The sequence below is a fragment of the Staphylococcus sp. HMSC069D12 genome (assembly GCF_001810405.1).
Lineage (GTDB): Bacteria > Bacillota > Bacilli > Staphylococcales > Staphylococcaceae > Staphylococcus > Staphylococcus haemolyticus.
Window position 1 is genome coordinate 188575 of the sequence record NZ_KV801108.1, and the last position, 23026, is coordinate 211600.

The 23026-nt window shown below is 31.8% G+C and carries 31 protein-coding genes, 1 other RNA gene and 1 riboswitch; of the genes, 18 read left to right on the top strand and 14 right to left on the bottom strand.

The features are described 5' to 3' along the window. The 8 genes from gpmI to ssrA all read left to right on the top strand — a co-directional run bounded on the left by gpmI (window position 1) and on the right by ssrA (window position 8466). Window positions 1-1518 (top strand): 2,3-bisphosphoglycerate-independent phosphoglycerate mutase, encoded by a 1518-nt coding sequence (gpmI, locus tag HMPREF2737_RS06670; RefSeq protein ID WP_016930997.1) that lies wholly within the window; start codon window positions 1-3, stop codon window positions 1516-1518. 154 nt (window positions 1519-1672) lie between these two features. Beyond that, complete coding sequence (eno, locus tag HMPREF2737_RS06675) at window positions 1673-2977, top strand: surface-displayed alpha-enolase (RefSeq protein WP_011276373.1); 1305 nt, start codon at window positions 1673-1675, stop codon at window positions 2975-2977. A gap of 266 nt (window positions 2978-3243) precedes the next feature. Further along, window positions 3244-3714: a hypothetical protein gene (locus HMPREF2737_RS06680; RefSeq protein ID WP_016930998.1), complete on the top strand. Its 471-nt coding sequence runs from the start codon at window positions 3244-3246 to the stop codon at window positions 3712-3714. 67 nt (window positions 3715-3781) lie between these two features. Further along, entirely contained in the window at window positions 3782-4015 is a 234-nt protein-coding gene (gene secG / locus HMPREF2737_RS06685; protein ID WP_011276371.1) for a preprotein translocase subunit SecG, read from the top strand. 223 nt (window positions 4016-4238) lie between these two features. Further along, window positions 4239-4979, top strand: coding sequence for an alpha/beta hydrolase (locus HMPREF2737_RS06690; RefSeq protein ID WP_016930999.1), 741 nt, complete (start codon window positions 4239-4241; stop codon window positions 4977-4979). Between the two features lie 42 nt (window positions 4980-5021). After that, window positions 5022-7400, top strand: coding sequence for a ribonuclease R (rnr, locus tag HMPREF2737_RS06695; RefSeq protein WP_037548875.1), 2379 nt, complete (start codon window positions 5022-5024; stop codon window positions 7398-7400). A gap of 24 nt (window positions 7401-7424) precedes the next feature. Beyond that, window positions 7425-7895, top strand: coding sequence for an SsrA-binding protein SmpB (smpB, locus tag HMPREF2737_RS06700; protein WP_011276368.1), 471 nt, complete (start codon window positions 7425-7427; stop codon window positions 7893-7895). 209 nt (window positions 7896-8104) lie between these two features. Further along, window positions 8105-8466, top strand: a transfer-messenger RNA (tmRNA) gene (ssrA, locus tag HMPREF2737_RS06705). Window positions 8467-9014: 548 nt separating this feature from the next. Here the strand turns inward: ssrA and HMPREF2737_RS11595 are convergent. From HMPREF2737_RS11595 to HMPREF2737_RS06725, 5 genes are all read right to left on the bottom strand, one after another. Then, window positions 9015-9191, bottom strand: a complete 177-nt coding sequence (locus HMPREF2737_RS11595; protein WP_016931001.1) for a hypothetical protein — start codon at window positions 9189-9191, stop codon at window positions 9015-9017. A gap of 198 nt (window positions 9192-9389) precedes the next feature. Further along, window positions 9390-10121 (bottom strand): hypothetical protein, encoded by a 732-nt coding sequence (locus HMPREF2737_RS06710; protein WP_037548880.1) that lies wholly within the window; start codon window positions 10119-10121, stop codon window positions 9390-9392. A gap of 127 nt (window positions 10122-10248) precedes the next feature. Further along, complete coding sequence (locus HMPREF2737_RS06715) at window positions 10249-10473, bottom strand: hypothetical protein (protein ID WP_016931003.1); 225 nt, start codon at window positions 10471-10473, stop codon at window positions 10249-10251. Window positions 10474-10712: 239 nt separating this feature from the next. Next, window positions 10713-11000, bottom strand: a complete 288-nt coding sequence (locus tag HMPREF2737_RS06720) for a hypothetical protein (RefSeq protein WP_016931004.1) — start codon at window positions 10998-11000, stop codon at window positions 10713-10715. A 75-nt stretch (window positions 11001-11075) separates the two neighbouring features. Beyond that, window positions 11076-11822 carry a poly-gamma-glutamate hydrolase family protein gene (locus HMPREF2737_RS06725; protein ID WP_016931005.1) on the bottom strand — a complete coding sequence of 249 codons (747 nt, stop codon included), beginning with the start codon at window positions 11820-11822 and terminating at the stop codon, window positions 11076-11078. Window positions 11823-11952: 130 nt separating this feature from the next. On the opposite strand from HMPREF2737_RS06725, the gene HMPREF2737_RS06730 reads away from it, so the two are divergent. Further along, complete coding sequence (locus tag HMPREF2737_RS06730) at window positions 11953-12567, top strand: GNAT family N-acetyltransferase (protein ID WP_210423047.1); 615 nt, start codon at window positions 11953-11955, stop codon at window positions 12565-12567. Between the two features lie 69 nt (window positions 12568-12636). On the opposite strand, the gene HMPREF2737_RS06735 is transcribed toward HMPREF2737_RS06730, so the two are convergent. Further along, window positions 12637-13383 carry a membrane lipoprotein lipid attachment site-containing protein gene (locus tag HMPREF2737_RS06735; protein WP_037548899.1) on the bottom strand — a complete coding sequence of 249 codons (747 nt, stop codon included), beginning with the start codon at window positions 13381-13383 and terminating at the stop codon, window positions 12637-12639. Between the two features lie 169 nt (window positions 13384-13552). On the opposite strand from HMPREF2737_RS06735, the gene HMPREF2737_RS06740 reads away from it, so the two are divergent. Beyond that, window positions 13553-13789, top strand: coding sequence for a hypothetical protein (locus HMPREF2737_RS06740; protein WP_016931008.1), 237 nt, complete (start codon window positions 13553-13555; stop codon window positions 13787-13789). Between the two features lie 47 nt (window positions 13790-13836). Here the strand turns inward: HMPREF2737_RS06740 and lnsA are convergent, their stop codons facing one another. From lnsA to tsaA, 3 genes are all read right to left on the bottom strand, one after another. Beyond that, complete coding sequence (gene lnsA / locus HMPREF2737_RS06745) at window positions 13837-14394, bottom strand: lipoprotein N-acylation protein LnsA (RefSeq protein WP_301401055.1); 558 nt, start codon at window positions 14392-14394, stop codon at window positions 13837-13839. Window positions 14395-14535: 141 nt separating this feature from the next. After that, on the bottom strand, window positions 14536-14724 hold the full coding sequence (tsaT, locus tag HMPREF2737_RS06750) for a type II toxin-antitoxin system toxin TsaT (RefSeq protein ID WP_011276326.1): 189 nt from the start codon (window positions 14722-14724) through the stop codon (window positions 14536-14538). 22 nt (window positions 14725-14746) lie between these two features. Further along, window positions 14747-15004, bottom strand: coding sequence for a type II toxin-antitoxin system antitoxin TsaA (gene tsaA / locus HMPREF2737_RS11865; protein ID WP_016931010.1), 258 nt, complete (start codon window positions 15002-15004; stop codon window positions 14747-14749). A gap of 550 nt (window positions 15005-15554) precedes the next feature. Here tsaA and HMPREF2737_RS06760 point away from each other — a divergent pair. After that, window positions 15555-15758 (top strand): sterile alpha motif-like domain-containing protein, encoded by a 204-nt coding sequence (locus HMPREF2737_RS06760; RefSeq protein ID WP_016931011.1) that lies wholly within the window; start codon window positions 15555-15557, stop codon window positions 15756-15758. Here HMPREF2737_RS06760 and HMPREF2737_RS06765 read toward each other — a convergent pair. After that, window positions 15750-15992 carry a hypothetical protein gene (locus tag HMPREF2737_RS06765; protein WP_011276324.1) on the bottom strand — a complete coding sequence of 81 codons (243 nt, stop codon included), beginning with the start codon at window positions 15990-15992 and terminating at the stop codon, window positions 15750-15752. The genes HMPREF2737_RS06760 and HMPREF2737_RS06765 overlap by 9 nt on opposite strands. A 226-nt stretch (window positions 15993-16218) precedes the next feature. Between HMPREF2737_RS06765 and HMPREF2737_RS06770 the strand changes: the two genes are divergently transcribed. Continuing rightward, window positions 16219-16827, top strand: a complete 609-nt coding sequence (locus HMPREF2737_RS06770) for a histidine phosphatase family protein (protein ID WP_016931012.1) — start codon at window positions 16219-16221, stop codon at window positions 16825-16827. 187 nt (window positions 16828-17014) lie between these two features. Here HMPREF2737_RS06770 and HMPREF2737_RS06775 read toward each other — a convergent pair whose 3' ends face one another. The 3 genes from HMPREF2737_RS06775 to HMPREF2737_RS06785 all read right to left on the bottom strand — a co-directional run bounded on the left by HMPREF2737_RS06775 (window position 17015) and on the right by HMPREF2737_RS06785 (window position 18953). Further along, on the bottom strand, window positions 17015-17632 hold the full coding sequence (locus HMPREF2737_RS06775; RefSeq protein ID WP_016931013.1) for a LysE/ArgO family amino acid transporter: 618 nt from the start codon (window positions 17630-17632) through the stop codon (window positions 17015-17017). Window positions 17633-17762: 130 nt separating this feature from the next. After that, entirely contained in the window at window positions 17763-18254 is a 492-nt protein-coding gene (locus tag HMPREF2737_RS06780; RefSeq protein WP_016931014.1) for a GNAT family N-acetyltransferase, read from the bottom strand. A 276-nt stretch (window positions 18255-18530) separates the two neighbouring features. After that, window positions 18531-18953 carry an organic hydroperoxide resistance protein gene (locus tag HMPREF2737_RS06785; protein WP_016931015.1) on the bottom strand — a complete coding sequence of 141 codons (423 nt, stop codon included), beginning with the start codon at window positions 18951-18953 and terminating at the stop codon, window positions 18531-18533. 162 nt (window positions 18954-19115) lie between these two features. Here HMPREF2737_RS06785 and aroD point away from each other — a divergent pair, with 162 nt between their 5' ends. Together aroD and HMPREF2737_RS06795 are read left to right on the top strand one after the other, a co-directional pair. Next, window positions 19116-19841 (top strand): type I 3-dehydroquinate dehydratase, encoded by a 726-nt coding sequence (aroD, locus tag HMPREF2737_RS06790; RefSeq protein WP_037548902.1) that lies wholly within the window; start codon window positions 19116-19118, stop codon window positions 19839-19841. A gap of 70 nt (window positions 19842-19911) precedes the next feature. Continuing rightward, complete coding sequence (locus HMPREF2737_RS06795) at window positions 19912-20451, top strand: nitroreductase family protein (RefSeq protein ID WP_011276318.1); 540 nt, start codon at window positions 19912-19914, stop codon at window positions 20449-20451. Between the two features lie 170 nt (window positions 20452-20621). Here the strand turns inward: HMPREF2737_RS06795 and HMPREF2737_RS06800 are convergent, their stop codons facing one another. Then, window positions 20622-20945, bottom strand: coding sequence for a thioredoxin family protein (locus tag HMPREF2737_RS06800; protein ID WP_011276317.1), 324 nt, complete (start codon window positions 20943-20945; stop codon window positions 20622-20624). Between the two features lie 141 nt (window positions 20946-21086). Here HMPREF2737_RS06800 and HMPREF2737_RS06805 point away from each other — a divergent pair, with 141 nt between their 5' ends. The 4 genes from HMPREF2737_RS06805 to HMPREF2737_RS06820 all read left to right on the top strand — a co-directional run bounded on the left by HMPREF2737_RS06805 (window position 21087) and on the right by HMPREF2737_RS06820 (window position 22803). Further along, a complete protein-coding gene (locus HMPREF2737_RS06805; RefSeq protein WP_037537244.1) occupies window positions 21087-21440 on the top strand; it encodes an arsenate reductase family protein in 354 nt (117 codons plus the stop codon). Window positions 21441-21555: 115 nt separating this feature from the next. Further along, entirely contained in the window at window positions 21556-21936 is a 381-nt protein-coding gene (gene gcvH, locus HMPREF2737_RS06810) for a glycine cleavage system protein GcvH (protein ID WP_011276315.1), read from the top strand. Window positions 21937-22127: 191 nt separating this feature from the next. Then, window positions 22128-22514 carry a toprim domain-containing protein gene (locus tag HMPREF2737_RS06815; RefSeq protein WP_037537242.1) on the top strand — a complete coding sequence of 129 codons (387 nt, stop codon included), beginning with the start codon at window positions 22128-22130 and terminating at the stop codon, window positions 22512-22514. Further along, window positions 22507-22803: a thioredoxin family protein gene (locus HMPREF2737_RS06820; protein WP_011276313.1), complete on the top strand. Its 297-nt coding sequence runs from the start codon at window positions 22507-22509 to the stop codon at window positions 22801-22803. The genes HMPREF2737_RS06815 and HMPREF2737_RS06820 overlap by 8 nt, the downstream gene beginning before the upstream one ends. Window positions 22804-22860: 57 nt before the next feature. Next, window positions 22861-22966, top strand: a riboswitch (SAM riboswitch). The last annotated feature ends 60 nt before the right edge of the window (window positions 22967-23026 follow it).

A 23026-nucleotide genomic window follows, 5' to 3' on the forward strand; every position in this document is an offset into this window, starting at 1 on the left:
ATGGCTAAACAACCGACAGCTTTAATCATTTTAGATGGTTTCGCTAATCGTGAAAGTGAACATGGTAATGCTGTAAAACAAGCGCATAAACCAAATTTTGACCGCTATTACAGTAAATACCCAACTACACAAATTGAAGCAAGTGGTTTAGACGTAGGTCTTCCAGAAGGCCAAATGGGTAACTCAGAAGTTGGTCATATGAACATTGGTGCAGGACGTATTGTTTACCAAAGTTTGACACGTATCAATAAATCAATCGCAGATGGCGATTTCTTTGAAAATGATGTGTTAAATAACGCCGTGCAACATGTTAATGAGCATGATTCTGTATTACATGTCTTTGGATTACTATCTGATGGTGGTGTACACAGTCATTACCAACATTTATTTGCATTGTTAGAACTTGCTAAACAAAAAGGTTTAGATAAAGTTTATGTACATGCATTCTTAGACGGTCGTGACGTAGACCAAAAATCAGCACTAAAATACATTGAGGACACAGAAGCTAAATTTAAATCATTAGGTGTAGGTGAGTTCGCATCTATTTCTGGCCGTTATTACGCTATGGACCGTGATAAACGTTGGGACCGTGAACAAAAAGCATATAATGCTATCCGTAACTTTGAAGGGCCTGCTTATGCTTCAGCAAAAGAAGGCGTTGAAGCTAACTACGCTAATGATTTAACAGATGAATTTGTTGAGCCATTTATTGTTGAAGGTCAAAATAATGGCATCAATGATGGAGATGCAGTTATCTTCTTCAATTTCCGCCCTGATAGAGCAGCTCAGTTGTCAGAAGTATTTACTAATAAAGCATTTGATGGCTTTAAAGTAGAACAAGTTAAAGATTTATTCTACGCAACATTTACTAAATATAATGACAATGTAGATGCTGAAGTTGTCTTCGAGAAAGTGGATTTAACAAATACAATTGGTGAAGTTGCTCAAAATAATAACTTAAAACAATTACGTATTGCTGAAACTGAAAAATATCCACATGTAACGTACTTCATGAGTGGTGGACGTAATGAAGAATTTGAAGGTGAGCGTCGTCGTTTAATCGATTCACCAAAAGTAGCGACTTACGATTTAAAACCAGAAATGAGTGCGTATGAAGTTAAAGATGCGTTATTAGAAGAGTTAGATAAAGGTGATTTAGATTTAATTATCTTAAACTTTGCTAATCCTGATATGGTTGGACATAGTGGTATGTTAGAACCAACTATCAAAGCAATTGAAGCAGTGGATGAATGCTTAGGTGAAGTTGTTGATAAAATCTTAGACATGAATGGTTATGCAATTATTACAGCTGACCATGGTAACTCTGACGAAGTATTAACAGATGATGATCAACCAATGACTACTCATACGACTAATCCGGTTCCTGTTATTGTAACTAAAGAAGGCGTTACATTACGTGAAACTGGTCGTCTAGGAGATTTAGCACCAACACTATTAGATTTATTAAATGTAGATCAACCATCAGACATGACTGGTGAATCACTTATTAAACACTAAAAATTAGTCCAGTTATAAATGGTAAGAATATTGAAATCCCTAATACGATATTTGAAACTTTAGGGATTCAGTCCTTATCTGATATAAATATTTTATTTAAAGATTAAATCAAGCTATAATAGCTTTAGAATCTAAATTAAAGGAGATTTTTCACATGCCAATTATTACAGATGTTTATGCTCGCGAAGTCTTAGACTCACGTGGTAACCCAACAGTTGAAGTTGAAGTATTAACTGAAAGCGGTGCTTTCGGTCGTGCATTAGTACCATCAGGTGCTTCTACAGGTGAACACGAAGCAGTTGAATTACGTGATGGAGATAAATCACGTTATAGCGGTAAAGGTGTTACTAAAGCTGTTGAAAATGTTAACGAAATTATTGCACCAGAAATCGTTGAAGGTGAATTTTCAGTATTAGATCAAGTATCTATTGATAAAATGATGATTCAATTAGACGGTACACCTAACAAAGGTAAATTAGGTGCAAACGCTATTTTAGGTGTATCTATCGCAGTTGCACGTGCAGCAGCAGACTTATTAGGTCAACCTTTATACAAATATTTAGGTGGATTCAACGGTAAACAATTACCAGTTCCTATGATGAACATCGTTAATGGTGGTTCTCACTCAGACGCACCAATCGCATTCCAAGAATTCATGATTTTACCAACAGGTGCAGAATCATTCAAAGAAGCATTACGTTGGGGTGCTGAAATCTTCCATAACTTAAAATCAATCTTAAGTGAACGTGGTTTAGAAACAGCAGTAGGTGACGAAGGTGGTTTCGCTCCTAAATTTGAAGGTACTGAAGATGCTGTAGAAACAATCATTAAAGCTATCGAAAAAGCAGGTTACAAACCTGGCGAAGATGTATTCTTAGGATTCGACTGTGCCTCATCTGAATTCTACGAAAATGGTGTATATGATTACACTAAATTCGAAGGTGAACATGGTGCGAAACGTAGCGCAGCTGAACAAGTTGACTACTTAGAAGAATTAATTGGTAAATACCCAATCATCACTATCGAAGATGGTATGGATGAAAATGATTGGGACGGTTGGAAACAATTAACTGATCGTATTGGAGATAAAGTTCAATTAGTAGGTGACGATTTATTCGTAACTAACACTGAAATCCTTTCTAGAGGTATTGAACAAGGTATTGGTAACTCAATCTTAATCAAAGTTAACCAAATTGGTACTTTAACAGAAACTTTCGAAGCAATCGAAATGGCTCAAAAAGCTGGCTATACTGCAGTAGTTTCTCACCGTTCAGGTGAAACAGAAGATACTACAATCTCTGATATAGCAGTAGCTACTAATGCTGGTCAAATTAAAACTGGTTCATTATCAAGAACTGACCGTATTGCTAAATACAATCAATTATTACGTATTGAAGATGAATTATTTGAAACTGCTAAATTCGATGGTATCAAATCATTCTACAATTTAGACAAATAAGTCTAATAATTTAACCTATTTAAAACAATAATAGAGTTCACGCTTATGTATTACCTGTCACAGAGTTGAGACTGTGGCAGGTTTTTTAAATTATTAAACAATGTAAGTGATTAACTAAATTGTAAAATCATAATGACAAAATCATTAATGCAACTTTTATCACATATATCTAACCTACTAATGATTTTTAACGAACATGGAACAGATTTAATTTAGGTATACAAACTGATATAATAGTTATGTATATAAAAGAAGGAGAAATAAAGATGGAGAATCAACTTAATCAACCTAGTCAAAGAGAACGCAATGCAGGTAAATTAATAGGCTACAGTTCTTTAATTTTATGTATTTTATTGATCATCCATAACTTTATTGCACTAGATACGTTAACTGCTAAGACACTATTATCACAGGCAGGACAGAAAGCAAGTGATAGTGCAGTAGCTAATATATTAAATAGCTTTAGATATACTGGCATTATGTATATTTTGGCATATTTAGCAGGTGTCATTGCATTATGGAATCGACATAAATATCTGTGGTGGTTTATGTTTGCAGTCTATGTTTCAAATGTATTATTTACATTAGTAAACGTAACTATGGTTATAAATGCGATAATAACAGCTAAATCAGTGTTGTTTATTATTCCTATTATAATCGTAATTGTGGGCTCTACAGTATTAGCATTATACATGCTAGTTATTTCAATCATTCGTAAGAGTACTTTTAATCGATAGTCATTGATTATAAAGACTAGTATATGATATAATTCGGAACGTATATAATGAATGGAGGACAATTTTCATGCATACACTTTTTATAGTACTCTTAATTATTGATTGTATTGCATTAATCACTGTTGTATTACTCCAAGAAGGTAAAAGTAATGGACTTTCAGGTGCTATTAGTGGTGGCGCAGAACAGTTATTTGGTAAACAAAAACAACGTGGCGTCGATTTATTCTTGCATAGATTAACAATTATTTTAGCAGTCATTTTCTTTTTAATAATGATTGGTATCAGTTACTTTGGTTTATAAGGTCCGACGATGTTAATGTCGGGCTTTTTTATTTATAATGAATAGTGACGGACGACGTCATTGATATTTAGTCAGGAGACCTAAGGTCCGATTTAAATAATGTATATTTCCGAGATAATAAGGGAATACTTAGTTAAATATAATATTAATACGAAGCATTGTATTTGAATTAAAAATATAACGCAAGAATAATTTTGAGATAATGATGGAAGAGGGATTTTAAATGCAAATTAAATTACCACAACCGTTTTTCTTTGAGGAAGGGAAACGAGCAGTCTTGCTTCTACATGGATTTACAGGTAATTCATCAGACGTAAGACAATTAGGAAGATTCCTACAGAAGAAAGGTTACACTTCTTATGCGCCTCAATACGAAGGGCATGCTGCATCACCTGAAGAAATTCTAAAATCAAGCCCACATGTGTGGTTTAAAGATGTGCTTGATGGTTATGATTATTTAGTGGATCAAGGCTATGAAGAAATTGCCGTAGCAGGCTTATCTCTCGGTGGTGTATTCGCATTGAAATTGAGCTTAAATCGTTCTGTAAAGGGTATTGTAACTATGTGTGCACCCGCTGAAGGTAAAACGCAAGGTGCGATATACAAAGGCTTTTTAGAATATGCACGAAACTTCAAAAAATATGAAGGCAAAGATCAAGCAACGATTGATAAAGAAATGGAAGACTTCCATCCTACTGAAACGTTAAAAGAGTTAAGCGAAACATTAAATAACGTTAGAAACGAAATCGATGAAGTGTTAGATCCAATTTTAGTAGTACAAGCTGAAAATGATGAAATGATTAATCCTCAATCAGCAAATTATATATATGAGAATGTCGACTCAGATGAAAAAGACATCAAATGGTATGCAAATTCAGGACATGTCATTACAATCGATAAAGAAAAAGAACAAGTATTCGAAGATGTATACAGTTTCTTAGAATCTTTAGATTGGTCTGAATAATAAATTTAAAAATATTAAACGAAAGAAGAAAGGAGGGGCATGATGAATTTAAAGCAATCCATTGAAGAAATCATAAAGCAGCCTGATTACGAACCGATGTCGGTATCTGATTTTCAAGATGCTTTAGGTCTTAATAGTGCCGACTCGTTTAGAGATTTAATAAAGGTGCTAGTAGAACTTGAACAAGCAGGTTTAGTTGAACGAACTAAAACAGATAGATACCAACGCAAACAATCGCATAAAAGTTCGAATTCTAAGTTGATTAAAGGGACGTTAAGTCAAAATAAGAAGGGCTTTGCATTCCTACGTCCTGAACAAGAAGATATGGATGATATCTTTATTCCACCAACTAAGATTAATCGTGCATTAGATGGTGATATAGTTATTGTAGAAATACAGAATTCTAAAGGTGAGCATAAAGGTAAAATTGAAGGCGAAGTTAAATCAATCGAGAAACATTCTGTCACTCAAGTAGTCGGTACCTATAGTGAAGCGAAACATTTTGGTTTTGTTATCCCAGATGATAAACGTATTATGCAAGACATTTTCATACCGAAAGGTCAAAGTCTTGGTGCGGTAGATGGTCATAAAGTACTCGTTCAAATTACGAAGTATGCAGATGGTACAGATAATCCTGAAGGACATATATCTGCGATTCTAGGCCATAAAAATGACCCAGGAGTAGATATCTTATCAATCATTTATCAACACGGTATCGAAATCGAATTCCCTGATAATGTATTGAAAGAAGCCGAAGCGGTTCCTGAAGAGATTAAGCTTGATGAAATTAAAGGTCGTACAGACTTGCGTGACGAGTTAACGATTACCATTGATGGTGCAGACGCAAAAGACTTAGACGATGCTATTAGTGTAAAAAAATTAAAAAATGGTCACACTGAATTAACTGTAAGTATTGCGGATGTTAGCTACTATGTTAAAGAAGACTCAGAACTTGATAAAGAAGCTTACGATAGAGCGACAAGTGTTTATTTAGTAGACCGTGTTATTCCAATGATTCCACACCGTTTAAGTAACGGTATTTGTTCATTGAACCCAGAAGTCGATCGCTTAACACTAAGTTGTCGCATGGAAATCAATGAACGAGGCGAAGTGGTTAATCATGACATTTTTGATAGTGTAATCCATTCTAATTACAGAATGACATATGATGCAGTTAATCAAATTATAACTGAAAAGGACCCTGACGTACGTAAGCAGTATCAAGAAATTACACCAATGCTTGATTTAGCACAAGATTTATCAAATCGTTTAATCCAAATGCGTAAACGTCGTGGTGAAATTGACTTTGACATAAGTGAAGCTAAAGTGTTAGTGAATAACGAAGGCTTACCAACTGATGTGGTTTTACGTGAGCGAGGCGAAGGTGAACGTTTAATTGAATCATTTATGTTAGCTGCTAACGAAACGGTGGCAGAACATTTCAATAAACTTGAAGTTCCTTTCATTTACCGTGTTCACGAACAACCTAAATCAGATCGTTTAAGACAGTTCTTCGACTTTATTACAAACTTTGGAATTATGATTAAAGGTACGGGTGAAGATATTCATCCTTCAACATTACAATCTATCCAAGAAGAAGTTGAAGGTCGCTCTGAACAAATGGTTATCTCAACAATGATGTTACGTTCAATGCAACAAGCACATTATGATGATACAAACTTAGGTCACTTCGGTTTATCAGCGGAATACTATACACATTTTACATCACCTATTAGACGTTATCCGGACTTAACAGTTCATCGTTTAATTCGAAAATACCTTATCGATAATTCAATGAATAACAAAGAATTACACAAATGGGAAGATAAATTACCTGAATTAGCTGAGCACACGTCTCAACGTGAACGTCGTGCAATTGAAGCAGAACGAGATACTGATGAATTGAAAAAAGCTGAGTATATGATTCAACATATCGGTGATGAATTTGAAGGTATTGTAAGCTCTGTTGCAAATTTCGGTATGTTTATCGAACTACCTAACACAATTGAAGGTATGGTTCATATTTCAAATATGACAGATGATTATTATCAATTTGATGAACGCCAAATGGCACTTATTGGTGAGCGCCAAGCAAAAGTATTCCGTATAGGCGATCAAGTTACAGTGAAAGTCACACATGTTGATGTAGATGAACGAATGATTGATTTCCAAATTGTTGGTATGCCATTACCAAAAAATGATCGAAGTCAACGACCATCGAGAGGTAAAACGATTCAAGCTAAAACACGTGGCAAGTCTTTAGATAAATCAAAAGATGATAATCATAAAGGCAAGAAGAAAAAACGTAAGCAACGAAAAGGTAAAAACCAACGTAGTCGTGATAAACAAGGTAGAACGAATCACAAACCATTCTATAAAGATAAAAGTGTGAAGAAAAAATCACGTCGTAAGAAAAAATAATCAGCAAAGAGGTGACACAGATTAATGGCTAAGAAGAAAACGAAATCACCCGGTACACTAGCTGAAAACCGTAAAGCCAGACATGATTATAATATTGAAGATACAATTGAAGCGGGTATTGCTTTAAAGGGAACAGAGATTAAATCTATTCGTCGAGGTAGTGCCAATTTGAAAGATAGCTATGCGCAAGTTAAACGTGGCGAGATGTTCATTAATAATATGCACATTGCACCTTATGAGGAAGGTAACCGCTTCAATCATGACCCTTTACGTTCTAGAAAGTTATTACTTCATAAGAAGGAAATTATTAAACTTGGGGAACGTACGAGAGAAATTGGCTATTCACTTATTCCATTAAAACTTTATTTAAAACATGGTCAATGTAAAGTCTTATTAGGCGTAGCACGTGGTAAGAAAATACATGATAAACGTCAAGCTTTAAAAGATAAAGCAATGAAACGTGATGTTGATCGTGCAATCAAAGACCGTTATTAAGCGTGTTTGTTGATTAATCGGGTGCTATTTGGTATGATAACTGATGTTGTGAATTAAGAAATACGTTAGATAGAGAGTGAAGAAGGATTCTTTCGATTGTGTTATTTCACTTTAGTATGAATGACTAGAACTAAGAATTGCTTTATATATTGCTTTCTTAGTTCAGTCAGTCACTACTACGTATTGTAATGATTTATAAATTTTATTACGGGGGCGTTTTTGGATTCGACAGGGGTCCCTCGAGCTCATTAAGCGTGTCGGAGGGCTGTCTCCGACATCAACACATTTCAGTAAATATAACTGACAAATCAAACAATAATTTCGCAGTAGCTGCGTAATAGCACTCTGCATCGCCTAACAGCATCTCCTACGTGCTGTTAACGCGATTCAACCCTAGTAGGATATGCTAAACACTGCCGTTTGAAGTCTGTTTAGATGAAATTTAATCAAACTAGCATAATACTGGTTGTCTGTTGCTTACTATTATGCGAAATTCATCAATAGACTACACACGTAGAAAGATGTGTATCAGGACCTCTGGACGCGGGTTCGAATCCCGCCGTCTCCATTATATAGCCTGCAACCCATGTGGTTGTGGGTTTTTTGTTTTTGTTGCCACAGTATTGCCCCAAAATTGCCATACAAAAAATGGCTCTATAATAAATAGGAATTAAAAGATAGACTGAAAAATTTAAATCAACGCGATGATTATTATTTGTTATTATAGTTGAAAGATAATAAAATTAATGGCTTAAGTGGTATGTGTAAAATATTGTTTTTTTTAAAGTGGAGAATATATGAGGGTTTTAGCATTTGTCATTAATTCTAATTATTGAAAAAAGGTTACGGCTCATTTTTTACTTAATAAAGGAGAGAGTTTAGTATGTACATTGGGATGTAAAGTACTTACCCTGAATAGTGGTATAAAGGAAGAAAGAAAAAATGCTCATTCTTTTTATACAAGTAATGGTTTAGATAGAAAAGTATTTGGATTCGTTAAATATTTATTATAATAAGTGACAGAAGGTGGATTAATAAATTTGTTGCGTCAGTAATATTGATAGAAAAAACAAGCATTTACGTTTCAATTAAAGAAGCATGTAAATGCTTGTTTTGCTATTAGTTATCGTTGATTTTTTTACCATCTGTACGATCTGATTCGCCTTTATCTTTGTGAACCTTAGGGTTGTCTTTTTTGTGAGTACTTTTCTTAACATTATCTACTGAATCATCATTGTTACCACATGCCCCTAATAGTAAAAAACTTGAGAGTAGTACAAAAGCTACTTTCTTCATAAGTGTCACCCTTTATTTAATTATATTTAATATCTAATTGATATAAATATTATTACTATAAGTATGTCACACTTTTCTAAAAATTCAACAGTTAATAATATTTGATAATTTAAATTAAAAAATACCGGGATAAGTCGAAAAGTTGATTATCCCGGTAAAAGTAATTGTATTAATTAATTTATATATTGATTATACTAATTAGTTTGCACTATTATTTGATTCATCTGTATTAGTCTCAGTTGCTTCTTCGCCATTGTCAGATTGTTCAGCGGAGCTATTTTCTGAATATGTCTGTGTTTGATTTTCATTAGACTGATTATCAGTACTTGAACTATCCTCTGTAGAAATATTTCCGTTTGAACCGCTATTATCATCATTGTCATTACTATTTCTATTACTTTGATTATAGTTTTGATTTGTGTCGTTTGCTTGATTCGCATTTTGATTATTATTAGAAGAAGTATTATTTTGATTGTTTACAGTATTATCTTGTGTAGTATCTTGTTGAGTAGAAGGTGCTTCGTTATTTGATTCTTCAGTTGTTGGTTGCTCTTGTTGTGAGCTTTGTTGTTCTTGAGTATTTAATTCTTCATTAGTTGAAGTTTCTTCAGAACGATTTTGTTCTTCTTGAGTAACATTATTATCATCTTTGTCGTCATCTTTTTTGTCTTTTTTCTTTTTATCTTTAGATGATTTATCCTCTTTAGATTGCTTATCTTTAGATTGTGTTGCTTGATTTTCAGATGGATTATTACTTTCAATCATTTTATGAATGCCCAAAGCAAGCATACTTAGTAGAATAATCGTAATAGCCATCGCAAAATATTTAAAATAATTCTTATTTTTAAATACTGCCACAATAGCGAACAAGATTAATATAATCGCAATAATTAGTAATACCGTGCCTGTATAGAACAACAGTTTCTCCATACGCTACCTCCATTAAATTTACATCATTAATTGTATTGTATTACACATATAATATAATACATATTACTTTGTAATTAACATCTAATTACTATTTAAAAACAGTAGTGTAAACGTATAATTAATCAAGCTATTTCACCTTATCGAAAATGCTAATCTCTTTATGCTCTTTACTTACAGATACATATAAGTTTTCATCGTTAAGTTGTGCTTCGTTTGATGTTTGATTTAAGTTAATTTCAGCTAATATTTTGAAAGATCCATTATGATAAGGTTCAACAATAGATATTTCATTCGCATGTTCTTGAATCATCAAATGTCTTTGTGATTGATTATCTATTTTCCAGTTAGTCATATATTCACCTTTTTCGTAAAAATAAAACTGGAAGTAGGACAGAATTTTTTAATTCGTTCCACTTCCAGCTTGGTTCGCTTGTAGAATTTCTTAGGGAAATTCTCTTTGTTGGGGCTCCGCCCGCAAGGATGACTTGAAATGAAAAAGCATAATTTAAGCACCTTTTCAGTTCAATCAGCTACTACGAAATTGCAAAATAGCATCATTATTTTACTTATGCCCTAGGCCCAGTAGTTTAACTATTTAAAACTTTGCTCTATTTCTGTAAAAGCTTTGTTAGTAACGCTAATGTCATCAATTCTATCTGCTGTAAGTTGTCCTTCAAGATAACCATGATCGATTAGAACTTTACAATTCTCTAAAAAATCATCGTATTCACGATCACAGAAATAATCATCTTGTGCTTTTATACTATCTCCAAAATAATTCGCTTCACTTTCAGATTGCCCTTCATTAGAACGTTCCATGTATAATTTATAAAATTTAGCTATCGTATATTTTTGTTCTTGAGTTAATGAATCTAACATGACATGTTCCCCCTCACTATAATACGTTATACCCAAATTAAATATGATTGAAAACGTAGTGTAGAGGTTAATAAACTACTGTGCATCTTCAATGCCTTTATTAACTGCTTTAGCGAATTTGTAAAATGTATGTGTGTAATTGTCTGGGTTCTTTCTTGTATTTTGATCTAATTGTTTATCCTTAAAGAATAATGCTCTTTGTCCAGTAGTTAATTCAAGTTGAACGCCTGAATCATTATCACTTCTATTAATAATATTAGATGATGATGTCGCTTCAATACCTTTAGGGCTCTTTTGAACAGTGAAACCTCTATTTTTTAATGATTTTGTGATAGATTTCGCTAATTTTTTATCCTTACCGCCAACGTAAACAATAGGGTCTTCACCAGAATAGCCATGAATGGATATTGTCTCATCTGAGTGGTCTAACATTTTTAATAGTGTCGGTTCATCAAACACAGTTGAAGTGATATGCAAGCGTTCGTTATGCTTTGGCATTAATCCTTCGAATGTGTAAAAATCATATTCACCTATATTGGCCACACGACGTGCAAGTTCAGTTGTACCTGGTTCAATACCTCCGCCATGTATCGCTGTGACAAGCATGTGATTATCTTTACGATTTTTCGTTTTAATACGCCAATCTTTACCTTCTGTTGTGTTTTCTTTTAGCTCTTCGAAATTTGAATAATAATCTAATGAACGATTTTGTTTATCTTCACGTGTTTTATAAAGTATAAATGCAATAGCTATAATAGTAATAATTAAGACAGAAATAAAAATATAATATAATTTAGAATACCAGTTTTTTCTTTTTCTCATATGACCTTCCTTTATATTGATTTTAATAATAAAAATGTGTAATTTAACTTTTATATTATAAATTATATTACTGATAACCTCAAATATTGTTTAATTTAGAAAAATAAGTAAATAATTGAAATAAGGAGGAATGAAAGTGACGAAAATAACAATTCAATCAGCGAAGCCTCACCATAATGAAGGGGGTCAGTTAATTTACTCGGCAATAGATGACATGGCTAAAATTATATTAGGTAAGTCAAGTGATAATGAAATTATTGGTGACTTACAACAACTTTGGAATAATCGTGCGAATCGCTTTAGTCATGATATGTCATTTGTAGCTCTTGATGATAATCAAGTGCTTGGAGCTATTACGTGCAATCCTTTAAAACAGATTGATAAAGCGATGACGCCAACAGTACTTCAAATTATTTCAATGAATAAGTTGAAACCTTTCTTATCAATCATCTCACATCCGAAGTCCTTTTATTCACTTGTTACGATGGACGAGGGTAATGAAGATGAATACCATATTAGTATGCTAGCGACTATGCCTAATGCAAGGGGAAAAGGAGTAGGACAACAATTATTAAATTTTGCTGAACAAAAAGCTAAAGAATCAGGCTTCAGTAAACTTTCATTAACAGTAGTACAAGATAATGATGTAGCATTGAAACTATATCAAAAAATGGGATTTGAAATTGTTGGAGAAATTAATAGAAAACCGTATTATTTATATCAAATGAGAAAAGAAGTAAAATAGAGAGAGGCATAGTCACATCACATATTTAACATGTGATAGCTTGCCTCTCTCTAAGTCCAATGAACTTTATTAATTATTCTTATATTTATCGTATTTACCGTTAGCTATATCTTGTTCTCGTTGTTGTATTGTTTGATAAACTTCTTCAGCATCATCACCATCATAATAGCCTTGTTCAATTGCATGCTTAGTTTGAATCTCTCCAGAAGATAAACCGCCGTTATATTTTTTTCTCAAAGCATCTACGTATTCATCCTCATTAGTTGCAGCGTTGATTTCTGCATTTGGATCGTCTATGTTTTCTTCTTCTGAAGACTGGTTAGACTGATCATAAACAGATTTTTCTTGACCACTTTCCACGCGTAGTGAACTTGCATAAGCTTCACTTGCAGGGCCTTCCATTACATTACCTTGTGGAATAACACCATTTGCAACTGCACTATTATATGCAGCAATTTTATCTATTTCAGAGTAATTGTTGCTGTTAATAACTGCTTCTAATGTGGCACGGTCAGTTATATTATGAATATCGATTTGCTTTGCATTCTGAGAATTCGAATTAGAAGTGTATTGCTGTTCGTTGGAAGAACTGTCTTCATTGCTTTGATCAGTAGATTCATCATCGCTTTCTGCATCATATTTTGATGACTTAGAATCAGAATGTTGATCATTTTTCTTTTTAGTATTTTCATTCTCTTTTTTATTATGTGAGGAAGATTTAGATTTAGAATGATCTTCTTCCTTATCTTCATTCGAAAAACTACAACCAGTTAATATAAAAAGACCTAATAATAATGTAAATAAAACTTTTTTCAATATAGTCACTCCTAAATTTAATATAATATTATTTTATAACGAAATGACTAGTAAATGTTTTAAATTTTTGAAAATATTTTAAAAGATATATTTACATAAATTATAAGGTAAGTTCATTATTATTTTACAAAATAATGGTAAATATGAAGTGAATAGGATGTGAGATAACATGGATAAAAAATTATTAAAAAAGTACTTTGATAATAATGATTTTAAAGCAATTGCGATTGTAGTGGGTTCTAAAAAAATGGTGTTAGAAAATGATATTCATCTAGATTATGAAAATGAAATTATTATCTATCCTTTAAAAAATTGTACGCGTATTATCCCGTTTAGCTCTATTTCTTATATTGATTTATTAGAAGAAAATGAGCATTTCATAAATTATTTCAAGGAAACTGTCTAGCGAAAAAAGAGTAGCTATTTCAAAGCTACTCTTTTTACTATGGATATTTAATATTGTTTAACTAATTTGAGTTGATAATTTTTCGTGAAATTATCTACAAGCGCGTATGGAGAAATGATGAGTAAGCCATGTTCGTTAATTGAATTTTTACTTACGCCATATTTATAAGCTTGATAAATAATCTTAGTACAGTATGTAAATCTTTCACTTTTAAGATTTAAAGTGACTAGATATGTCTTATCTGTATCTTTATAGTGTTCTTCAGCCCATTTAGCGGCTCTCTCTCCAGCTCCAGGCATAGAACAACGATAGATTTTAATCCAATCATCTTTGCCTTCACCAAATCGTTGTTTGAAAGAATGGAACGACTCTGTAATAGGTTTGTCCCCAGGGCCTTCTATTTGTAAAACGGTATCGTGATCAAGTGCGATACTAGAATGACCAAAGAAACCATATAAAACTGGGCCCTTAGTAAGTATAATATCACCTGGCTGTAAATCAAAATCATCTTCAGTTGATGAAAGTGGATTAGAGTTACTCGTATAAGCTAATAAGTGTGTTGGAAAAGTTATAAGAATTATCAGTGTAACAAATAATATTTTTATAAATGGAGAAATTGAATATTTCACTTTGATACTCCTTAGAAATTAATAAATCATATTTGATGAGTTATTAATGAATATTACATATAGATATAAATAAAAAAGAACAAAAATAACAGTGTCATTTTGTTCTTTAATTCTACGCTATAATATACCAAATATGAATACGTAGATGAGTAAAGCAAATCCAAAAATATAAAATATTACGGTAAAACCTAAATAGGATTCTTTACGTTCTTCTTTTTTAGATTTAAGTAATAAGCCCAATATAATTGAGGCTGCTATTACAAAAATGATACCAAGCCATAACAATATAGTTAAATGCAAACTCATGTGTAAGCCTCCTAAATTTATATTAAAAGAATGTATATACTATAGGATAAATGTAGTATAAAAGCATAGCAATATTGATTAGAAAAATAACTTCGCTAACCAGGTTCTTGCAAATGAGCGCAGTACTTAAGCTTAGTACAATTGTGATACCACTAATTGTAAGTCCTGGAATTAGCCAGAAGAAATCATCTAATTCTGCATTGTAAGTAACAATGATATTGAAACCCAAAAATAATAGCGTAATAAAAATATTTATCCAAAAAATTTTATTATTATTCATGGGTGTCACCTCTTATTAAATAGTAAAACTTTATATAATCATATCATTTATTGTATACCGGTAAAATGAGTTAATCAAAGTAATTGTATGTTTTTATCTTAATATTAGATTTTGTCAAAAATTTAGTTGCTAATATTGTAAAAGTGAGCAGTAATAAATATCAAACTTATATTTAATCTTCTTTATATACAAAAATGCCAACCGACTTAATGAAGCGGCTGACACAACATCCCTTATAACTTTTGATGAATGTTTTAATATTTATTTTCATTTTTGCATGAAGCTACGTAACTAAACAAATGAACTTCGATTTCTTCACCATATTGTAACAATTACGACAAGTTACCATCTTAATAAATAACAAATTTAGTGATTAATTATTGGGTAAATGATTTAATAATCTTAAACAGTATATTTAATGCAATGAGTTATATACTAGAAACAAGCAAAAGTTGCTAATTACATATTAAAGTTGAGTTATCTTATATGTTTAGATAATATTAATAATGAAATATTTTAAGAGAGATTAATTAAACTGAGGAGGGGAACTATGACATTCTATGATTTTGTAATTGGGTTTATAAACGATGATACACCTCTAGGAATTTTAGCTCAATATATTGAAAACGACTGTGAGTTTCCAAAACATGAACGAAATAACAAAGCTATTAGATCGTATGTTATGTCTAACTACGCCGATCATCAACTTATTGAAAGTACTAATAGAGCAATAAGTCTATATAAATTAATTTGAGTGAGCGTAATACCAATTTTGGGTGTTTAGCGCATTCCACACATCTTTAGTTTTAAAGTTAATTTCATTATCTTTTATTGAAAAAGGCTCAATAATATTTCTGTCCATCCAAGAATTAATTAATTCTTTTGGAACACCATCTAATAACATATCTGTTTTACTTATGATTAAACATTCCCAATCTAACGAGAGCTTATTTGGATTAACATAATTATATTGATTATGGTCGCTCATGAAAGACACTCCTTTTAGAATTGTGAATCTTATAATATTTTATACCCACCATGACGGGACTCAAACCACTTTATAAATATTTTCTATGTTCTTGTTTTTGAAAATTAAAAAATTAATGTATACTATTACTCGAAAATACAATTGTACTTAGAACGGTTAATAACAAATAAAAGCGTTCAATTAATGTCAGTAATTTGAAACAAAAACTAAGTTTGAGGTGTATACAATGTCAAAAACACTTTATTTAATGAGACATGGACAAACAATGTTTAATTTACGAGGTAAGGTGCAGGGGGCAAGTGACTCTCCTTTAACAAGTTTAGGAACCTCTCAAGCCAAACAAGCTGGTCAATATTTTAACGAACATAATATTTCATTTGGAAATTTATATTCATCGAGCTCTGAACGCGCATGTGATACATTGGAATGCGTCGCACCAAACCAAGACTATAACCGTTTAAAGGGACTCAAAGAATGGCATTTTGGTATTTTAGAAGGCGAAAGTAATGATTTATTAAATGCAAATTATGATATTACAGATGCTTTTGGGGATCGTTTAGTAGTGTTTGACGGAGAGTCTAAAAATAAAGTAGAAGAACGTTTTATAGGTACATTAACTGAAATAATGCGCACATCAGATAGTGATTCGAATTTAGTTGTAAGTCATGGAACTACGATTGACGTATTTTTAAGAAAAGTTATTGGAGATACAGATGCAATTAATTACTTTATTGGCAATTGTCATATTCTAAAATTTGAATATAGAAATAATGAATTTCAGTTTATTGAAAAGATTGATCCAGAAAACGGAGAAATTACTAAACATGAAAATTAAAATATAGCAAATATAGATAGACACAAGTCAAAAAATAAAATAGTAACTCAACATTCTCTACAAGGTCAATTACTTGTAGAGGTTTTTTGCTTTTTAAATCTTCAAAACAGAAATGGCTAGAACCTAAAAACACTTATGATAAGTTATTTTAAGTTCTAGCCTGCTACTATTGTTTAGAAAAACACCTTTAAAATATGAGTTGATAAATTTTTTGAAGTATCATTAATGCAACAATTAAGATAATAATACTTGAAATTTTATTTAGTAAGATTAATAGATGACCTGATTTATCAAAATGACCTACAGTACGACCAGCAATAGATAGAAAGATAAACCATAGCCATGAAACGCTAATTGTCGCAACAGTGAAGGCTACCTTTCCTGAACCACCATAGGCAGAAGCGCTTGTACCTATTACGCCAATGGTATCCATAATTGCATGAGGATTAAGTAATGAAACAGAAAGTGCGAAGCTTATTTGATTTGCAGGTGAGATGCCACCTTGTTCATCAATATCACTACTTTGTTCATGCCACAATGTCCACGCCATATAAAGTAGAAATACTAATCCTATTATGTAAACAATCATTTGAAGTATTGGAAATGACATAAGTATAAGGGACACGCCAACCACTGCTAGTATGATGAGTAAAGAATCACATAAACCAGCTGTAATAACAGCAGGAAGTGCACGCCTAAATTTCGTTTGGTTAGCGCCTTGGTTAAAAACAAATATGTTTTGAGCGCCTAATGGTAGTATTAAGCCTATAGCTAACAATACTCCATGAAAAATAGCTTCTAACAATTTTATCCCCCTAGACTTAAGTATTTTTAAATTTTATAAAATCTGAAAATTTAGAATATATCAATTATTAAAGTGGCTATAAATTAAATGTCTAGAGAAAAATTTTTAATAGTATAGTTAAAATAAGGGATTAAACGATATCATACAACAGCCAATGAACATCGAAATATTCGTCACCAATTTTTGAAGACTTCGGTTCGAGACCCAAAGTTTCAAATCCTATAGATGAGAAAAAGATTTTACCACTAATGTTATTAGAAGTTACACAAGTCATCAATTTTTCAATGTTGCGAGATTTAGCGTGATCTATAGCAAATTGCATTAAATTTAAAATCGTACTTTCATCTTTTTTATCAAGTAAAAATAAATTCTCTATCATAGCTTTGTGCGAACTTCCAACTTGCTTTAATTGACGCAAAGTAACACATGCTACAAGTTTATCATCTTTAAAAGCACCGATAATATTACAAAATTCATCTTCATCGGATAGCATTTGTTTAAGATCTTCGTTTGAAAGATTTTCTAAATAGACTTTGTCCCACGAATAAGTGTGCGTGTTGCTGAATAATAGTTGAGTATAATGGTCTAAATCATTTTGATTTAGTATACGAATATTAGTCATCATGTCCTCCCATAACTGTCATAGTTTAACGTTTCTTACTTATATATATAATAGGTTAAAATCAAAAAACTTGGTATAAAAATGATTTTATAAAAAACTATTTGAGTTTTAATATGTATAAATGTTTTATAAAGTTAATTATTTACTGTATTTATAGAATAACTTAAATTTGAAAAATTCACAAAAAAAGAAAACACAAAAATCCTTGAAAAGATTTTTGTGTCTAAAAATTAGTATATGATTAAAAATAATCACATATTTATTTTATATATAAATTTAATCTACTACTTGAACATTTAAATCAACATCGATGTTACCACGAGTTGCTTTAGAATATGGGCAGAATTCGTGTGCATCTTGTAAATATTTTTCAGCGTCTTCTTGAGACAATACATTTTTAACTTTAGCATCAATCGCTACGCTTAATTTTGGGCTTTCCGCATCAGGATCGTCTTCAAGGCGAACAGTTAAAGTAACTTCTGGTTCAGCGTCACGTACTTTATTTTGTTTTAAGATAAGATCGAACGCACCATTGAAACATGAAGCGTAACCAGCAGCAAATAATTGCTCAGGGTTAGTTGCATTTCCGTCCGCTTGTTGTGGTGGTAATACATCTACATTTATTGCATTATCGTCAGTGTTTACATGTCCTTTACGTCCACCAACGTTAGTAGCTTTTGTTTCATATTGAACTGCCATTATTATTACCTCCTAAATTTGTATACATATATTATCTACCCATTTACATAATTTTAAATCATTGAATATTAATTTTATTGAAAAGTAAGTTACTCAAGGTTGGAGAGAGACAGCCAATAGTTTAAAATAAATACAAGTTAAATTGAGGAAGAAGGGATCATTATGACGAATGTTGAAGTGGCTGCCACAGTTGCTCCCAATCAATTACTGGATACATTAACAATAAATAATATCAAAGAATATAGTAATGATATTGATATAATCGAATTACGAATTGACCAATGGGAAGATCGACACCTTGAATTGCTTAAATCCAATTTAGAACAACTACAAGAATTAAATATAAACGCTAACGTCTTGGTAACGTATCGCACGGTCTCACAAGGCGGTAAAGGTGAAATGACATATGAAGCATACATGACATTATTAAAAGAAATTATTAAAAATCATCATTGCCCAATGATTGATATTGAATGGAATAGTGATTTTGATGTTTTCACGCATCGTGATTTAATTGACCTAGCACATCGATATAATAAACAAGTTGTTGTATCTTATCATAATTTTCAAGAAACACCTGATATAGATATTTTAAAATTCACATATTATAAAATGAATCAATTAAACCCAGATTATGTCAAAATAGCTGTCATGCCACAAGACAAAGAAGACGTAGCTACATTGCTTGAAGCGGTAGCAACAAGTGCCGACACTCTTGATGCTAAGGTGATTGGTATTTCTATGTCTAGTGTTGGCTTAGTTAGTAGAACAGCTCAAGGTGTGTTTGGAGGCACTGTATCCTATGGATGTTTAGGTGAGCCCCAAGCGCCTGGACAAATACATGTTAAAACTTTAAAACAACAACTATTATTTTATAGTAATTATTAAGATACATTTGAAATTAAGAGGTAAAGGTTTTATAATTGAGAAGAGTTATCAACAATAAGGAGCGATAATTGTGGAATTACAAGAGGCAATTGCTTCAAGAAGAAGTATAAAGAAATTCAAACATGATATGACAATAGATGATGATAAGCTTTATCAAGCGATTGAAAAAGCTGCAGATGCTCCAAACCATGGCATGCGAGAACCATGGAGAATTATCCATATAGCCAAAGATAGATTAGGTGAAATGAGCAGAGATGTAACGCATTTTGCATTTCCAAATCATCCTGAGAAACAAGAAGATCATTATAATAATGTGACTAATCTTGGTGGTATGTTAGTGTTAGTACTTAAAACTGACCCAAGACAACGACAAAATCGTGAAAACTTTTTTGCAATGGGTGCGTATGCTCAAAACTTAATGTTGCTATTACATGAACAAGGGATTGGTACATGTTGGAAGACACCACCATACATTTTTGAACCTAAAGTTCGTAAGGTATTTGGCGTTCATGGAGATGAAGTCATTGCAGGTTTCCTTTACCTAACAGATTTAGAAGAAGTGCCACCAAAAGCACCGCGTAAAAACAAACATTTAATTTCAAAATACTAGAATTAATAAAGACGGCTGGACAAATAAATGTCTCAACCGTCTTTATTATTACACGGGCATAGCTAACAGAACTGAGAAAGCATCTATAACAAACTTTATTCAGTTTAAGTCATCTATGCCAGAATAGTATCATCAAATTAATTTTTCAAATTAGATAACTATTCTATATTCTATTTATTAAATGTTTCTGATAAGAATGATTCTACTTGTTCAGGCGATTTAGCATTAGCAGAGTGTAAATGCGCAAGTTTATTGCCATTTTCAAATACTAATAAGCTAGGAATACCCATTACATCATTATCTGCAGCTACATCTTCGAGTTCATCACGGTTAACAGTATACCAATCATAGTCGTTATATTTTTCGACGATTGGATCAATCCACATGTCCATAGATTTACAATCAGGACACCAACCAGCTTCAAATTTTACGATAACTGGTTTATCGCTTTCAATTGTTGATTTAAACGCATCAGTTGTATTAATACTTTGCATAATAAACGCTCCTTTAGATAATTACTAAATGTATTATAACGAATAATTTCCTTTAATTGAAAAATTAAGCTTAAAATATAGAGCGTTCACATAGATTATCTGATATATTTAAATTAAGACAGAATAGGAGGTTACATCTGAATGATTAAATTTTATCAATATTCAAATTGCACAACTTGTAAAAAAGCCGCAAAATTTTTAGATACACATGGCGTAAGTTACGAACCAATTGATATTGTACAACACACACCAACTAAAAAAGAGTTTGAAGAAATTATCGATAAAACAGGTGTAGAGGTTAATAAATTATTTAATACCCATGGTGCTAAATATAGAGAACTAGGATTAAAAGATAAATTAAAAGATTTATCAACTGATGAAAAATTAAATTTATTAGCTTCAGATGGCATGTTAGTTAAACGACCATTAGCTATTTCTGGAGATAATATCACATTAGGATTTAAAGAAGATCAATACAAAGAAATTTGGCTATAGTTTAAAATTACAAATTCTATTTATATAAATTATTGTAACTTTTTGTTTTAATAGTTGAATGAAAACTTACGGTATGGCATCATTAAATTGTAATTAATTTTAGGAGGGGATTCTCGTGGCAGTACCGAGCGAATTAAAATATTCTAAAGAACATGAATGGGTAAAAGTTGAAGGCAACACAGTAACAATTGGTATTACTGAATACGCACAAGGTGAATTAGGTGATATCGTATTCGTTGAATTACCAGAAGTTGATGATGAAATCAACGAAGGGGATACTTTTGGTAGTGTAGAATCAGTTAAAACTGTTTCTGAATTATATGCGCCAGTATCTGGTAAAGTTGTTGAATCAAATGAAGAATTAGAAGATAGTCCTGAGTTTGTTAACGAATCACCATATGAGAAAGCATGGATGGTTAAAGTTGAACTTAGCGATGAAAGCCAATTAGATGATTTATTATCAGCTGATCAATACAAAGAAATGATTGGTGAATAATTAATTTAAACTCCTTGATTGCGGTCATGGAGTTTTTATTTTGCCTATTTTTTGTAAATAATAATCAACAAATTTTAAAATTTATACTTTGTTGATATAAAATGTTAAGTAATCGTAAATAATGTTTAATCTATTAGCGTTCTGTGAAAAAGTAACTGATTGTTTATTATCGACTTAGAAGGTGGATTATCATGGCAATTTTAAATAAAGTTATTATTGTTGAAGGCAAATCTGATAAGAAGAGAGTACAACAAGTCATCGCTGAACCTATAAATATTATTTGTACGCATGGTACAATGAGTATTGATAAATTAGATGACATGATTGAAACATTATATGATAAGCAAGTCTTTGTTCTAGCAGACTCAGATGACGAAGGTGAAAAGATAAGAAAATGGTTTAAACGTCATCTTAGCGAATGTGAACATATCTATGTGGATAAAACATTTTGTGAGGTAGCTAGATGCCCAAAGAATTATCTTGCGCATGTATTGAGTAAACATGGCTTTACAGTTCGTAAAGAGAAACGTCTAATTCCTAATTTAACGACTGAAAGGTTAGTAATCATGCATGAGTAAATCTGTAGAAATAGAAGATATTTGTGAGAATTTTAATAAAGAAAAACATCTAATTTTTGGATACACACCGATGTGTGGTACTTGTAAAATGTCAGAGCGAATGCTAGATATTGCGAATGAAATACTACAATTACCTGTTAAAAAAATCGATTTGAATTACCATCCTAAATATAGTGAGCGTAACAAAATTATGTCAGTTCCTGTTCTAATAGTAATGAATAAAGATATAGAGATAGATAGAATCTATGCTTTTCAATCTGTTCCTTATTTGTTAGAAAAGTTAAAATAATTATTGACGAAATTATAGTGCAATGGTAGGATATAAATTAATTAAATAGTGCGAAAATTCTTATCAAGAGAGGTGGAGGGATGTGCCCTATGAAGCCCGGCAACCGTCTAGTTATAGAAATGGTGCCAATTCACATAAAGTTGATTACTTTAGAAGATGAGAGAAAGATGAATCAATGCTTTCTCAACTTTGCTAAAGTGAGAAAGCATTTTTTAATTACATA